Genomic DNA, 14,874 nt, shown 5'->3' with positions numbered 1-14,874 from the left:
GCAATCAGCTCCCGCTGCCAGAATCAGGGGCTTCCTGGACCCGGGCGAGGTTCACCCGCGTGATTGTGGCCAGGTGGTCGTCTCCAGTGGCCTCGAACAACTCCAACGCTCTCGTCAAGGCCTCGACCGCCTCCACGATCTGATCGGCGCTCAGGAGGGCCGCGCCGATCCCCATTAGATTTTGGGCCTCACCATGGGTATCGCCCGCCTGCCGGCAGTAGTCCAGGGCGTGTTGACAGGCCGCGAGTGCTTCCTCAGATCGGCCCATTAGCTGCAGCGCGGAGCCGAGGTTGGTCCATGCCGACGCTTCTCCGTGGGCGTCATCGGTCTGCTGGTAAAGGTCGCGTGCGCGGGTAAGAGCGTCGATCGCCTCGCCGAACCGGCGCACCTGCCGCAGCGCGATGCCCAGGTTATTCCACGCCGACGCTTCTCCGTGGGCGTCATCGGTCTGCTGGTAAAGGTCGCGTGCGCGGGTAAGAGCGTCGATCGCCTCGCCGAACCGGCCCATCTCCTGCAAGGCGATGCCGAGACTGGTCCATGCCGACGCTTCTCCATGAGCGTCACCTATCTGGCGGAAAGCCTCATGTGTGCGGGTGAGGGTGCTGATCGCCTCGCCGAATCTGCGTACCTGCCACAACACGGTGCCGAGGTTGGTCCATGCCGACGCTTCTCCGTGGGCGTCATCGGTCTGCTGGTAAAGGTCGCGTGCGCGGGTAAGAGCGTCGATCGCCTCGCCGAACCGGCGCACCTGCCGCAGCGCGATGCCCAGGTTATTCCACGCCACCGCCTCATTGTGGACGTTTCCGACCTGCTGTGCGCTCTCGAGAGCCAGGGCGTGGACTTCGACGGCGTCGTCTAAGCGGCGCCGCAGGCCCAGGTAGTCACCAAGGAGCGAGGGTAGAAGCATGGCTATCTGTATGCGGCGGGTGTGGTGGGCCGTGCGAACGCAGGCCAGAAGGTTGTCGATCTCGGTGTCCAACCACCACAACACCTCCTTCTTGTCCGAGAACACCTGGAGTGGGGGGCCACCCTTACGCGCCCGCAAGTGCTCACCGGCTGCTACGGCCACGGTCGTGTAGAGAAACAGCACCCGGTCCAGGGCTTGCTGACGAGCATCGGCCGTGGCGTCGTGTCCCTCTCTGCTGGCTTCGTTGTCAATGTCGGGTGGTGTGAGGGTGCAGGCGTGCTCGGCTAGTAGGTCGTGCATCCCCCACCGGCCGGGGCCAGTCGAGGTGATCAGGTGCGCGCCCGCCAACTCCTCCAGCACCCCCTCTACCTCGCCGCTCTTCTCGGCATGTGCCGCGACCATGACAGCTGCCATAGCGGTAGAGATGTCAGGACCGGGCTTGGAGCCCAGCAGAGCGAACGCCCGGACCCGGTCGGCGGGCAGATGCTCCAGAGAAGCGGTGAACACCGCCGACAGGTCGTGCTCGTCATCGGCGAACCTCGACAGCTCTACCAACCGAGCCACTAACCGTTCCGGATCCAAGCGGAGTGGACGGGCCAGTAGAGCGGCGGCAATCTTCAGCGCCAGCGGTAGGTACCCGCACCGCTTTGCCAGCCCTTCCAGCTCCTCCTGCTTGTCCCGGCGGGGGTCGGCCGGGTCCAGGCGTGCCCGGAGCAGCGCCAGGGCCTTGTCGGGGGGCAAGGTGTCCAAGGTCAGAGGACTGTGGCCATCGATGGCCAACGCCTCCCGGGAGGTGACCAGCAAACGGTGGCCGCCCGGGCCAGGAAGCAGGGGTCGTACCTGGTCCAGGCAACAGGCGTTGTCGGCCACCACCAACACCGGACGGTGCCGCTCATCGGCCCGGGACAGGGCCTGCAGCCCGGAACGATAGAAACTCGCCCGCTGGCCTACCTCAGCCGGGATGTCTTCGAGGTCCACACCGACCTGGCGCAGCAGTACGTCCAGGGCGGATGCCCCGGTCAGGGGCGGCGTGTGGGGGGTGTAGCCGTGCAGGTCCACGAAAAGGTGTGCACAGAACCAGTCGGCCTCGGAGGCTGTCTGGGCGGCTTTGAGGGCCAAGGCGGTCTTGCCGACCCCACCCATCCCCGACACTGCGGAGACCACCACCGCACCCGAACCACCATCCTGTGCGACCTCAGGGTTCAGCCTCTTCAGCAGCGCGGCAAGTTCGTCATCGCGGCCCACAAACCCGCTTGGAGGGGCTGGGACCGCGTCCTTCGCCAAAGGCAGCGAACGTTCCTGCTGGACTGTGGTCAGGTGGGTGGTGTTCGTAGTGTTACCGATCCCGCCCTGGACGGTACGGGCCTGCACGGCGGTACCCGAGTTGTTCGGGCCAATCCTGTTAGTCGTGATGTCCTGCACACCGGGCCCTGCGTTACCGGGTCCGCTCTTCTCCGGACCAGGGGAGCACGTGGCCGGGGCGGCTGCACCCAGGAGCCTGGCCCAGATTCCCTTATGTCCCATGGCGAAGATTGTGCCTCGTGCACAAAGGGGACGGACAGGTTCCTGCTAAAAACGGCCACGCCCGTTCACCCCTGGCCATGGCCGCGCACCCGGCGTCTGCTCTTATCGGCGGCCAGAAAACCCTGCTTGACGGACGCGGACACGAGACGACCCCTGGGCAACGCCGCGTTGCGCGGGGGTGTCGTGACCTAGTCATAATGTTCCGGCGGTGGGCGGCTTTCAATCCTGGAGAGCCCCTCTCTAGCTCCAGAAGCTACTCGTGGCTCAGCCGTCCGGTTGTCCGGCCTCCGGAAGAACCAGGTCGGTGGCTTCCGTCTCGGCCACCCGACGCCGCCACATCTCGGCCTCTTCCGACTCACCTCGCTTCTTCAGCAGGATCCTGAGACCGATCATGGCGATGGTGTCGCCCTCTTCGGCACTGCACCGGTACCAGGTCTCGGCTTCCTCTTCCTCACCCCGCGCCACAAGCAGGATTCCTAGGCCAACCATGGCGGTGATGTCGCCCTCTTCGGCGCCGCGACGCCACCAGATCTCAGCTTCCTCCTGCTCACCCCGCTCCTGAAGCAGGATTCCGAGGTTAACCATGGCGCGGATGTCGTTCTCTGCGGCCGCACGCCGGTACCAGGTCTCGGCTTCCTCCTGCTCACCCCGCCCCTTGAGCAGAGCCCCAAGGGCGGCCATGGCGAGGGTGCCGCCCTCTTCGGCGCCGCGCCGGTACCAGGTCTCGGCTTCCTCCTGCTCACCCCGCCCCTTGAGCAGAGCCCCAAGGGCGGCCATGGCGAGGGTGTCACCCTCTTCGGCGCCGCGCCGGTACCAGGTCTCGGCTTCCTCCTGCTCACCCCGCCCCTTGAGCAGAGTCCCGAGGTTGACCATGGCGCGGGTGTCGCCCTCTTCGGCGCCGCGCCGGTACCAGGTCTCGGCTTCCTCCTGCTCACCCCGCCCCTTGAGTAGAACTCCGAGACCGAACATGGCGAGGGTGTTGCCGCCCTTGGCGGCGCGAGACCAAGCGGTTTCCGCGGTGGCCCACAGCTCGGCCCGGTAGGCGGCAATACCGAGGGAAGAAAGGCCGACCGGGTCGGTGGTGTGGGCTAGGGCGGTGTCCCACAAAGGGGCGGGGATGGGGGTGGCGGTATCGAGAAGGTAGTCGAAGGGCCGCCAACGGGTGTTGTCGGTGGTGGTGGGAATCAACAGGCCGCTGGCGCCGAACCGCACCGCGCAGGCCCATTCCAGGGCCCGGGCGAAGGGCTCCGGGCGCGAGGACGCGGGCAGAGGGTAGTGGGTATGGGCCGCTTCGAGCAGGTTCGCGTCGGCCGACTCCACCCCGATGCGGGCCAGGTCCACTGACGCGGCCACCAGACGGTGCCCGCGCGGATGCCCACCCTCGATGCCCAGGCTGTCCCTGGCGCGCTGCCACAGGGCCACCAGGTCGGGGGCCGCCGCCAGGTACTCGGCTACCCCGTGCTCGGCCACCCCGTCTGCGCCACCGCGCAACTGGCGAGCCACGGCGTCGGCCAGCACCACATCTGCTCGCTCGGCTGCGATGCGGGTGCCGTTGGCCAACTCGTCCTGGGTCCACACCCGTTCCAGGCGCACCGCTTCGACGCCGCGCACCAGGTCCTGCCCGGCCTGAAGCCGTGCCAGCTCCTCGGCACCGCCCTGGCCGATCGGGGCGGTGCCGCGGTAGGTGTCGTAGGGTCCCTGGCGTAGGGTCGCCACCACCACGACCCGTTGCTGGGTCAGGGTGTGGACCAGGGCGGCGGTGAGGTTGCGGCCGGTGTTGAGGTAGCGGTCCATGTCGTCCAACCACACCACCACCCCCGCGCAGTCAGCGGCCTCGGCCCGGGCCCGCGCGGGCAGGTGCGCCAGGTCGGCGCCGGCAGCCGGAACAAGTAAGCGGTGGTCGGGTAGCTGGGTGGCCACCGCCTGCCAGGCCGCCCGGGTCTTGCCGGCGGCGGACCCGCCCACCACCAGGACCAGCCCTCCTTCGCGGCCCGCCGCGGCCACTCTCGCGTGCAGGTCCGTGTCGATGTCGCGGTCCACGTAGGCGGTCATAATGTCTGGGTCCTGCGGGCCGTTTGTGGAGCGGGAGCGGTGCACCCCGACCCGGTAGAGGTCGACCTCCGTCACCGGTGCCGCCCACGCCGATGCGCTGCTGGTCGTCTCTAGCTCGCCCTGGTAGATCGTGACCGGGGAGAGGAAGTCCCGCCCCTGCACCGCGATCCCCGGCACGTTACCTGCGACGCTATTGTCGACCTGCGCGCCAGCAGGCACGGGGGCTGGGGCGGGTTGCTCACGGCGTAGCGCCCACACCCACACCGGAGCACCCAGGAAGAGGAAGACTCCTACGGCAGAGACCCACGAGGTGGCCTCCCAGCCTTGCCAGGTGGACACCCCTCCGCCCCACCACAACCCCGCTGCGACCACTGCTCCCAGCAGCACCGTGGCCGCGACTGCGCAGGCAACTTTCCTCGACCGGCTCATAACCTGTCATCCTGACGCAAACCCCGGCTCAAAAGGGCTTTGCGACTGGTCCGATGGCCCCGACATGGGGTCCGAACAAGGTAAGACCGGAAGGGGCAACGGGCCTTCGTCAGATGAAGTCAGGTGCCCTGAGGGCTTCCCCCTGACCACACTGATGGCCCACTTATCGGAACCCAGAAACCCCGGTTCAGGGCGAGAACAGCACCGGCCAAGCGCCGTCTTGCGACCGAGCCGCGGCGGCACTCACTCAGACCCCACGGCATCCCGGTACCGCTTCCACCATTGTTTGGCTTCCTGGACCCGGTCCTCCTCCGCCAGCAGGTTCCCGAGGTTGTACATCGCGCCGAGGTTGCCTTGACCGGCGGCCTTGCGGTACCAGCCTTCGGCCTCCTCTGCCCGGCCCTCCCCTGACAGCAAGGCCCCGACGTTGGACATCGCGCGGGCGTCGCCTTGCTCAGCCAAGGGGTGCCAGGCTGTGTGTGCGATGTCGACCTGTTCGGCCGTGTAGGCCGTGGCGCCAATAGTGAGGCGGTCTTCATCCGTGGCCACATCCAAGGCCGCGCGCCACACGGCCTCGGGCAGGGGGCCCTGGAGGTGGAGGTAGTCGAAGGCGCGCCACCGGGTACCTTCGTAGTCGGTGGGCACCAGTAGCCCGGCCAGGCCGCTGCGCTGTTGGGTGGCCCACTTCCAGGCCTGGTCGGTCTCCTCGGGCAAAGGCGGCGGGGTGGGCAGGTAGAGGATGTGGGCTGCCTGGAGTTGGTCTCGGGTCAGCGGGCTGGACAGTCCGGCCTGGGCCAGGGCCACCGCGGCGGCTACCAGCGCATACCCGCGCGGGTGGCCGCTGTCGGGGCTCTCACGCCAGGCCTGTTGCAGCAGGGGGCCAGCTGCCAGCTGCTCGGCCACACCGAAGCGCTCATCGTCCGCAGCCCGTACCAGGCGCTCATCGCTGCTGGCGCGGGCCCGCTCGCGCTCGGGCGGGCTCCACTCGCGTCGGAGGGTGACCGGTGGGGTCTTGAGAACCGCGTACCCCACCCTCTCCAAGGCGGGGCCATGGTCGGTGGCGCTCGGGCGCAGGTCTTTGAGTCGTTCGCTGCGAATGGTGGCCGCTACCACTGCGTCGGCCTGGCCCAGTTCGGCGACCAGGGTCGGGGTCAGTCCCGAGGCGCTCAGGTGGCGGTCCACATCGTCCAACCACACCACCCACCCCCGCGGGGCGCGCGCGGCGCTCTGTTTGAGCCAGGCGGGCAGGGGGCGCAGGTCGGCGTCCTCGGGCGGGGCCACCAGCATCCGCTCGGGCAGGGTACGGGCCAGCGCCTGGGCCAGGGCCCGGGTCTTGCCCGCGGTCGAGGCCCCGGCCACCAACACCATCCCGCCGCGCGGCGCGGCCGCGGCCGCGGCCAGGCGCCGGTCGAGTTCGGCGTCCACATCCCGGACCACATAAGGAGGCAGGCCTTCGGCCTCAGGGCCGGGGAGGGCGTCGTGGACGCCCAGTTCATGCGCATCGGCCTGCTGGGCGGGCAGGGCCACCTGCACCCATCCCGGCACGGGCGAGGCCGCCGGGGCGGGCAGGGAGTGCACGGTAACCGGGCCGTGGATGGCCCTGGCCTGGACCGCGGTGCCGTGGATATCGCCCGTGCGGTTGTCCACCGGCGTGCTCGCCGGGGCAGGTGAGGGTGCCGGCGTCGGGGAGGAAGGGGTGCGGTGTGGCCAGGCCAGGGCCAGGGCCGCGGCGGCCAGGACGAAGGATCCGGTCCCCGCGGCCCAGGAGAGTTCCTCCAGCCCGGGCAGCAGCAGGGAGGCGCCCAGCACCGCCAACGAGGCCGCCCCCACGGCCACGAGGACCCACACCAACGTTCGTCGCATACGCCGAGTCTGCCGCCTGAGCGGCGTTCTCGGCCACGCCTGCCAGGATCCGCACTCACAGGCCGCGCTAGCCAGGACTTTCTAGAGCCGAGACGCATCGTATCGCCATGCGGGCACAGAAAAGCCCCCGGGCAACGGAGCGTTACACAGGGGCCGTCGTGATCTCGGCGTGACCTCAGTCGGGCTTGCGCTCGATTCCCGGCTTCTCCTGCTCCGGCTCGGGGGCAGGCTTGGGAACCGGATCCAGGGGGTCGTACTCGCGGCTGCCGACACCGGGAGCCCTTGGATCTGTGCACGAGGCACGGGGGCCTCGCCTCGTCAGTCTTCAGGTGGCGGCGGGTCCGCCTCGTCGGAGATTCGCTGCACGGAAAACGGCCCACAGGTATCGGAGCCCATCGCTCCGGTCAGAGTGTCGGCGTCTTCAAGTTCACCGTTCAGGCCGACCATCCGATAGCCCGGATTGTCGATCCAGTAATCGGGATCCAGCAGCAGGTGTCCTGCCTGGTAGTTGCCAGTAAGCGCGTAAGAACCGGAATCAGCCCCGAGGTTCTCGGGCGTGGGGTAGAACTTGAACGTCGCTCGGACTCGGTCTTGGTCGTCGGTGTCGTGGACGATCACCAGGGTCAGTCCAGTTTCGCCTTGACTGCACTCGTATGTGCCTTTCCATGTCCCCGTCAGGTCTTCGTCCACAACGGCGGCACCGGTCCCGGCCTCGGAGGTCTGCGGAGGCGTTTCCTTGATCAGATCCGCCCCTCCCCCCTGGTCAGGAGAGGGAGCGGGTGCGGAGTTGGCGGGCGGTGAAGCATTCCTTGGAAAAACGTAAGAAACCACAGCGAACCCTCCTCCTCCGAAGACGAGGGGGAAAAGCGTGAGACCGAGCATCCAGGTCAAGGTTGGATGCCTGTGTACGAAGCTCTTATCTTCGCGCTCGTCGTACATGAGGCCCTCTCTAGGACTGGAGAGAAAGTGGGAGGCGGCTCGCTGCCTCCTCTCGTACGACGTGGCACGCAAACCAGCCGTTCCAAGCAGCCGCGCCGCCCCTGAAACACAGAAAGCCCTGCACATCGATCGGTGTGCAGGGGGGTGAACCAAGTACGCCGGAAAGCGGGGTCCACCGAGATACGTGTAAAAGCTGCTGTAGACCGCTGATCGACGGCTACCTACCCGCGCGGACCACCGCAGGTTCGCCACCGGCCACCAGTTCCCCCAGGGAGAGCGCCACGCGCGAAAACTGCACAGGACCGCAGTCTCGGTGCAACTGCGGTCCTGTGCAGCCTCTGGCGTCGGGCTGGTCGGCCGGGAGGCCGCCGTTCCGGTAGTGGGCCAGGGTGGTCCGGGCCATGGTCCGCACCTGGCGCCGGGTGTACCAGGCGGCGCCCTTCGTCTCGCCGGGGGCGGGGGTGAGGGTGCCTTCGGCGGTGGCGGCCGCGACCCACCAGTAGTGGCCCGGGTCCGGCAGCGCAGGCAAGGACGCGCACAGGTTGGGCAGGTGGCCCTCCCACAGCAGCCCGGAACCCGTGACGTGCAGCCCGGTCTCCTCCTGGACCTCCGCCACGAGGGCTTCGGCGACGGAGGTGTGGGCGTCGCGGACGTGACCGGCGACGGGGGCGGTGCCCTTGGGCCACCAGCCGCGGGTGACCATGAGTAGCCGATCGGCCTGGTCCTCGATGAGGATGCCCACGGACGTGCCGCAGCAGCGCTTCGCGGTCTTCGTGCTCATACTGGAGACGCTCCTTCGGGAGTGAGCGCGGCCCGCCCCTGGGTCCTCGGCAGGAACGGGGCGGGCCGTCATGGTGTTCGGACCGGGCGGTCCCCCCGCCCACCAGACCCGGCAGGGGCCTGGTGAGCAGAGCGAGCAACCGGGGGTCAGGAGCGGACGGTGCTGCGACGGGCTTCGTTCCAGCCCAGCCGGGAGAGTTGGTCGGCCAGCAACAGCAGCACCAGGCACAGCCCGGACAACGCCAGGGCGGGCACCAGGTCAGCGCTAATGATGAGCGCGGCCGGGAGCATCCACCCCATGTGCCAGGCCAAGTCCAGGTGCGGGGCGCCGCCGCGCGTGTAGTAGCCGTGCTTGCCCAGCAGGTGGGCCAGGCCCTCCAGGGTCCGGCGCCGGTCGGCCCAGTAGTGGGTAGCCGCGTTCACGGCCAGGCCCAGGGCGGCCTGGACGGGAGCGAAGCCGCCCTCGGACACGACGACCAGGGCCAGGGCCACCATTTGGCACAGGGTCAGGGTGGCCACGTGCGCAGCGCACACCTGCCGTCCGGTACGGGTGCGTTCGCCCTTGGTGGTGGCCTGGTGGTCGGTCTGGGCCCAGTGGTCCCCGACCCAGTGGCCGGACAGCAGGGCGGCGTAGATCAACACGGCGTCTCCTCACGGTGGGTGGTCTCGCCCCGTCCCGGGACGGGTTGTCTCGTTGTCTCGGCAGGAGTCCGGGCCCCGGGGTTCCGGGGCCCGGCGGGGGTTTGTCTCGCCCCAGAATCGGGATGAACCTCGCTTTGAGGCATGAAGCGGGTGAGACTTCGGGGTGGAAGTCTCACCCGCCTACGCGGTGACGGAGTGTGAGAATCAGGCGCAGAGCTGCCAGCCGCCGCGCTTGGGCAGCGGCTCGATGACCTCGGCTTCGGCCAGATCGTCCAGGGCCCGCGAGACCGTGGCCCGCGAGCACTCCTCGGTCTCCATGACGTGCTTTTCGATATCGCCGCGCTTGACGACGCCGCGGTCGATCAAAAGCTCCAGGACCCGCTTGGCCGCGCCCGACCACCTGGCCAGCAGCGACTCGTGCGGGTCGGTGTTGACCTGCTTGAGGATCCCCAGACCGAGGTCGGTGTCGGCTAGCAGCGCCGGGTCGATCGAGGCGGGCAGGTCGTCCAGGGACGGGTTGACGAAGTTGGCCAACGCGACCTGGGGGGCGGTGGCTTCCCGGGCCGCCGGGGTGCGCCCGGCCTCGTAGGCGGCCAGGCGCTCCTCGGCGTCGAGGATCTGCTGCTCGGCGATCTCGTGGCGGCGGCTGTACAGACCACCGGACCCGGCGTCCAGGGCGCCGGCCGCGAGCGCGTCCAGTTCCTGGGGCGCCCCGTCGAGCGCGGCGTCCATGAGGGCGGCCGTGGTCTCGTTGGGTGCCCACGCGGCCCGGAAGGCCACGTCGCGCCCTTCGGCGGTCAGGCCGACGCCGGTGATCTTGGGCAGCGCGGAGGGGTCCAGCGTGATGTCGGCGATCATGCTGGCCTGGTTGCGGCTCACCCGCAGGGCGACGGTGTTTCCGGCGGTGACGTTGGCCCGGACCGCGTCCGAGCCGCCGAAGCTGTCGAGTCCGTAGATCTGGGAGGCCAGCACCATCGCGACCCCGGCCGCGCGTCCCTCGCGGGCGATCCGGCCCACCCGGTAGGCGTTGTCGGAGTTGATGACGGCGTGGCACTCGTCCACGATCACCAGCACCCCGGGGCGCTGTTTGCTGGGGGTGAAGCCGGATGTCTTGAGCCTCGCGGAGTTCTCCAGGCCGCGCGCTTCGACCAGTTCCACCAGGCCGTCGATCAGCTTGTCCCAGGTGTTGGGGTCGTTGGGGATGGCCCAGTGCGCCCGGTCGAAGATCCGCGGGCTCGATCCGCCGTTCTTGGGGTCCAGATAGATGACGATGGTGTTCTTCGTTTCCCACGCCGCCAGGGCGAGGTTGTCGATCAGCCCGCTCTTGCCGGATCCGGTGGACCCGGCGACGAACCCGCCCCACATGGAGTCGGCGGTGTAGAGCCGGTATCGGGCCTGGCCGTCGCCGTCGGCGTAGGGGCCCAGCCGGATGTGGACCTCCCCGTCCTCGTTCACGTCCAGGCGGCCCGCCTCCAAGGGCACCTTCTTGTTCAGCAGCCCCACGGTCACGATCTTGACGTCCAGGATCGAGGAGTCGGGCTTGGGCTCGTCCTCGGTGGGCTCCACGTGCTCGATGAGGATGTCGGCCTCGTCCACCCCCAGGCCGGTGGCGACGTAGCCGAGCGCGGCCCGCACCGACCCGATCGTCTGACGCCCCGGGACCAGGTGCAGGCGCCCGCGCACCCCGTAGGGCTCCTCGGTTAGGTCGGTGAGCTTGGTTCCCGGCAGCGACCCCTGGCCGGAGGCCACGCGGGTGCGCCACTTGCGGGCCATCGGGTGCTCTCCCAGCGGGGGCGGCGGTGCCTCTTCCTCGACCTGGGCCAGGACGCGGGGCAGGCGGTGGTGCGCCCAGAACCGGCTGCCCAGGGCGAGCAGCGCCAGCAGGCCGACCAGGCCCGACCACCACCACACGGGCAGCGTGCTGGGCTGGATGAGGATGACGGCGGTCAACCACAGCCCCGCTGCCCAGGAGCACACCCGGGCGTGGGCGGGGTCGATCTCGGCCCACTCCGAGGCGAGCTTGGTCGCGCGGTGCTTGCGGGCCTTGGTGGTGCGCAGTACCCGCAGCGCCGCCCACGACCCGGCACCGGCGGCCAGCGCCATGAGAATGGCGTGGGTGCCCGACACCTCAGCGATGCGGGCGGCGACCACTCCGGCCGCCAGCACGGTCGCGCCGACCTTCCACGGGTAGAACTGGGCCGCCATGTGGCGGCGCAGGCTGTTCTCCCCGGGGCGGAAGGCCAGCTTCCATCCGGCGGCGATGATGGCGCCCACGCCCTCGGTCTTGAAGGTGCGCGGCTCCTCCCGCGTGGGCTGCTGTCCGAGGGCGGCCAGCACCTCGGGCGGCAGGGCGGGCGCGACCGGGGCGGGCGTGGGCGGGGTCTTCTTCGACTTGCGGGCCACGACGGGCTCCTTCCAGATCGGTTACTGTGCGTGCCCGCGTCCGGGGCGGGGGCGGGATGTCTCGATGTCTCACCGGCCGCCGCAGAGCCCTGTCTCCGGGCTCGTGGCGGGGTTTTGTCTCACCGAGAATCGGGAGGAACTTCGCGTTCGGGAACAAGCGTGATGAGACAACGGCGGCGGTTGTCTCACCGCTGTCTCATCACGTTCAGTCACCGAAAACGGGCAAGAAGGGGGCCGCCCCCGCGTGCGGGAGCGGCCCGGAGAACGGCTACCGGACTACCGGCCGCCCATCTGGTAGCTCTTGTCGGCGGCCTGTCCGCGGCTGGCCTCGTAGGCCTCCTGGACCGCGCGGTTGACCTCTTCGAGCTTGGCGCGGGCCCGGATGGCCTGGTTGACGTAGGCGGTGCCCAGGTCCCGCAGCGTCGCCAGCTCGGAGGTGACCTCGGCGCCCATGTCGGCCGCGCGCATCTGGCCCTCGACGATCTCCAGCATCTGGTTGGCCTGGCCGACCAGGGAACCGACCCCGGTGATGGTCTGGGCGTGGGAGTCCAGACCCGAGACGTCGGAGTAGCGCAGTGTCGAGTTGGCGTTGGTGGCCACGGAGTTGCCCATGTTGTGAGCCATGTGCGGTGTTCCTTCCAGGGTGGGGAAAAGGGGTCAGGCCGGGCGGCCGGACCCCTGCGAAACGGGTGGTCAGTAGGTGGTCGTGGCCGCGCGGGTGGCGCGCTCGTGCGCGATGAGCGCCGCGATCGCGCCGTCGACCTCCTCAGAGGTCATGCGCCCGATCGCCTCGGTGTTGGGGGCGAAGCCCGCGCTGGCGAGCATGGTCATCAGCACCATCCGCCGGTGCGGCAGCGGCGGCTTGACGGTCTCCTCGTCGGGGTTGAGCAGCACGACGTCACTGCCGGGCTCTTCCTCGGTGACCGTGGACGTCGTCGTCGTGGTCGTGGTGGTCCGGGAGGTACGGCCGGGCCGCGCGCCCCCGGTGGCCGCCGCGGGCGGCGGGTCGGGGGTGAAGCCCTCGTCCTCGTCGACGATCTCGGCGTCCACGATGTCCTCGGGCATCGGGTCGCCCTTGCGCCACCCCCACCGTGCGGTGAACCCCTCACGCTCAGCGCGACGTGCGCGAGCTGCGGCTTTGCGCTCGGGCTTGGTGGCGTGGCGGTGGGCCCGCCAAGCGTCCAGGTCCTCGCACGCGTCCAGGTAGCAGTGGCGCAGCACCATCTTCAACCCGCCCCGCAGGTCGGAGTCGGAGGCCAGGCGGCGCCGCTCCTTGGCGGCCTTTTCCCGCAGCTTCGCCATCCGGTACGCGTGCGAGGGAGGGGTCCGACCGGTGGCCATCGAGGAGAAGTCCAGGGCCACGTTCTTGACCCAGAAGGCGGCGACGGCCGCCAGGATCAGCATCTCCACAGGTCACCTCACCAGCCCAGCACGGGGCCGAAGATGTCGGTTCCGGCGCCAGCGACGGAGTAGACAACGTCGCCGCCGACCCCGCCCATGGCACCGCCGGCGGCCAGGAGCAGGACCGGCAGGCAGATCGCCGCCCACTGGCCGGACTCGTCCAGCTTCTTGTCCCGCCAGACGTCGACGACGACCATGACCAGCGCGAAGACGCAGATGGCGGCGATCGCGCTGCCCGTGTTCACAGGCTCGGGGATCAGACCGAGAACGAAGCCCTCAATCCAGACGACCACCCCGGCCACGAGGCCCCCGAAGAAGCCCACGGCGAAGAACGCGCCGCCGATGACGGCGAAGAATCCGCTGATGAGCCAGTGGGCCTTCTTGCGCAGGAACCAGAACAGACTCAGGCACAGCGCGGCGCCGATGGTGAACATGACAAGACTCCTTTCGAACGATGTTTCGGCAGTTCAGAGCATGAAAGCGGCGGAGATGACGGCCACCAGGCCCAGCGCCCACGCGGTGGCGTGGCGGGCCGGGGACCGCAGGATCCAGATGGCGAAGTGCAGCACCGTGATCAGGCCGATCGCGGGGGCGGCGTAGCCGCGTGCGGCGGCCCGCCACACCTCGGACTCGGGCAGGTGGGAGCCGTCCATCACGAACGCCCACTCCTCTGCGAGGCAGGGCTGGCGCTCGCGCCACACGTCGGGGGGCCGGAAGGTCACCCCCAGCCAGCGAATGGCGCGGTCGGCCTCAGCAGCGCTGCGACTCTCCACAGCGACCAAGGTGGCCTCCCCACGGGTCTCGGCCGGGGTGTCGGTACTGGTCGGGGCAGTGTCGGAGGCCGTGGGCTCCGCGCCCTGCTCCCCCTCGGGAGCGGGCGCCGGCCGCGCGACGGACGTGTCCGTGCGCTGCGGTGCAGGCTCGGCACTCCGGGCCGCGGGCGCCTTGGGCGGGGCCTGAGTGCCCAGGACCGCCCCGGCCAGCGCGTCAGGCAGCTCGGCCGGGGCCGTCGCAGCGGCGGCACGGTCGGAGTTCGAGTCGGGAGCGGAAGGCACCGCGGCCAGGCGCGGGGCGTCCTCGGGTCGGCGGCCGCGCTCAGGGGCGCGACGACTCTCGTTCGGCAGGGCCATCGGCCCCTCCCATCAGGTGGTGTGTGTGCAGGTCAGGAGTCGAACAGCGTGGGCTGTGCGACGTCATGGGTCGTGGTGTTCTCGGCCAGGTGCTCGTTCACCTGGTCGTCAGCGAGCGGGCGGGTGCGCACGATGTCGCCGCGCCATCCGCAAGAGCACTGGGGCCAGTGCAGGACCCACTCGGGGACCGGCACCGGCCTGACCTCGATGCGGTGGCTCATGCGGCCACCGCCAGGAGCTCGTCGGCGTTGGCGCACCCGGTGGGGCACATCCGCCCGTTCGAGGTGGGCAGACACACGTCCCACAGCCGCCCGCACCCGCTACAGGTGCATCGGGCCAGGTAGGCGCGGGCCAACGACCGCTCCCGGGCCGGGGACAGCGGGCGGACCGGGCGGGCCAGGGAGCGCCGGTAGAGGTTCGCGGTGCGAACCCCGCCGATGTTCCCGGCCCGGTTGGACCGCCACTTGACCTGACCGACCACCTCCAGACCCGCGATGGACAGCCCTTCGGCCCTGAGCTGGGCCTTGGTGCGCAGGTCCGCGTCAAAGAAGCGGCTCCAGCCCCACGGGAACGTGGGGACGCCGAAGCGCTCTCCGGTCGGATCGAGGAACGGGTGCATGGAGGTGGCGGCCACTCAGGTCTCCTTCCTGGTCAAAGAGGGGGAAGGGCCGCCACAGGGATGCTGTGACGGCCCCGGTTCAACCCCGGACGGTGGGCGGGGCGCGGCTTCGAGGCGGCGGTGGGTCGATCGGGATCTCCTTCGCAGGTGAGGGATGAACAGGGACGTGGGGTCGCTCGCAGGCG

General features: G+C 69.7%; 13 protein-coding genes. All 13 read right to left on the bottom strand.

Annotated elements, in window-relative coordinates; genetic code table 11:
* Positions 1-4: 4 nt before the first annotated feature.
* Positions 5-2,329, bottom strand: coding sequence for a tetratricopeptide repeat protein (locus tag NOSIN_RS00415; protein ID WP_077688831.1), 2,325 nt, complete (start codon positions 2,327-2,329; stop codon positions 5-7).
* A gap of 366 nt (positions 2,330-2,695) precedes the next feature.
* Positions 2,696-4,660 carry a tetratricopeptide repeat protein gene (locus NOSIN_RS00410; RefSeq protein ID WP_077688830.1) on the bottom strand — a complete coding sequence of 655 codons (1,965 nt, stop codon included), beginning with the start codon at positions 4,658-4,660 and terminating at the stop codon, positions 2,696-2,698.
* Between the two features lie 495 nt (positions 4,661-5,155).
* Positions 5,156-6,775, bottom strand: coding sequence for a sel1 repeat family protein (locus NOSIN_RS00405; protein ID WP_193371938.1), 1,620 nt, complete (start codon positions 6,773-6,775; stop codon positions 5,156-5,158).
* Between the two features lie 318 nt (positions 6,776-7,093).
* Positions 7,094-7,714 (bottom strand): hypothetical protein, encoded by a 621-nt coding sequence (locus NOSIN_RS26560; RefSeq protein WP_143832820.1) that lies wholly within the window; start codon positions 7,712-7,714, stop codon positions 7,094-7,096.
* A 217-nt stretch (positions 7,715-7,931) separates the two neighbouring features.
* A complete protein-coding gene (locus NOSIN_RS00395) occupies positions 7,932-8,495 on the bottom strand; it encodes an NUDIX hydrolase (protein WP_077688828.1) in 564 nt (187 codons plus the stop codon).
* 146 nt (positions 8,496-8,641) lie between these two features.
* Positions 8,642-9,136 carry a hypothetical protein gene (locus NOSIN_RS00390; RefSeq protein WP_193371939.1) on the bottom strand — a complete coding sequence of 165 codons (495 nt, stop codon included), beginning with the start codon at positions 9,134-9,136 and terminating at the stop codon, positions 8,642-8,644.
* 204 nt (positions 9,137-9,340) lie between these two features.
* Positions 9,341-11,539, bottom strand: a complete 2,199-nt coding sequence (locus tag NOSIN_RS00385) for a hypothetical protein (RefSeq protein ID WP_077688827.1) — start codon at positions 11,537-11,539, stop codon at positions 9,341-9,343.
* A gap of 276 nt (positions 11,540-11,815) precedes the next feature.
* Positions 11,816-12,163 (bottom strand): hypothetical protein, encoded by a 348-nt coding sequence (locus NOSIN_RS00380; protein ID WP_077688826.1) that lies wholly within the window; start codon positions 12,161-12,163, stop codon positions 11,816-11,818.
* A gap of 69 nt (positions 12,164-12,232) precedes the next feature.
* Positions 12,233-12,949 carry a hypothetical protein gene (locus NOSIN_RS00375; RefSeq protein ID WP_077688825.1) on the bottom strand — a complete coding sequence of 239 codons (717 nt, stop codon included), beginning with the start codon at positions 12,947-12,949 and terminating at the stop codon, positions 12,233-12,235.
* A gap of 8 nt (positions 12,950-12,957) precedes the next feature.
* Positions 12,958-13,374 (bottom strand): hypothetical protein, encoded by a 417-nt coding sequence (locus NOSIN_RS00370; RefSeq protein WP_077688824.1) that lies wholly within the window; start codon positions 13,372-13,374, stop codon positions 12,958-12,960.
* A 33-nt stretch (positions 13,375-13,407) separates the two neighbouring features.
* Positions 13,408-14,070, bottom strand: a complete 663-nt coding sequence (locus NOSIN_RS00365) for a hypothetical protein (RefSeq protein WP_077688823.1) — start codon at positions 14,068-14,070, stop codon at positions 13,408-13,410.
* Between the two features lie 32 nt (positions 14,071-14,102).
* Positions 14,103-14,291, bottom strand: a complete 189-nt coding sequence (locus NOSIN_RS00360; protein WP_077688822.1) for a hypothetical protein — start codon at positions 14,289-14,291, stop codon at positions 14,103-14,105.
* A complete protein-coding gene (locus NOSIN_RS00355; RefSeq protein ID WP_236743271.1) occupies positions 14,288-14,704 on the bottom strand; it encodes an RRQRL motif-containing zinc-binding protein in 417 nt (138 codons plus the stop codon). Before NOSIN_RS00355 ends, NOSIN_RS00360 begins: the two co-directional genes overlap by 4 nt.
* Positions 14,705-14,874 lie beyond the last annotated feature (170 nt).

The organism is Nocardiopsis sinuspersici (assembly GCF_001998325.1).
Taxonomy (GTDB): Bacteria; Actinomycetota; Actinomycetes; order Streptosporangiales; family Streptosporangiaceae; genus Nocardiopsis; species Nocardiopsis sinuspersici.
This window is presented reverse-complemented; position numbering and strand designations above follow the sequence as displayed.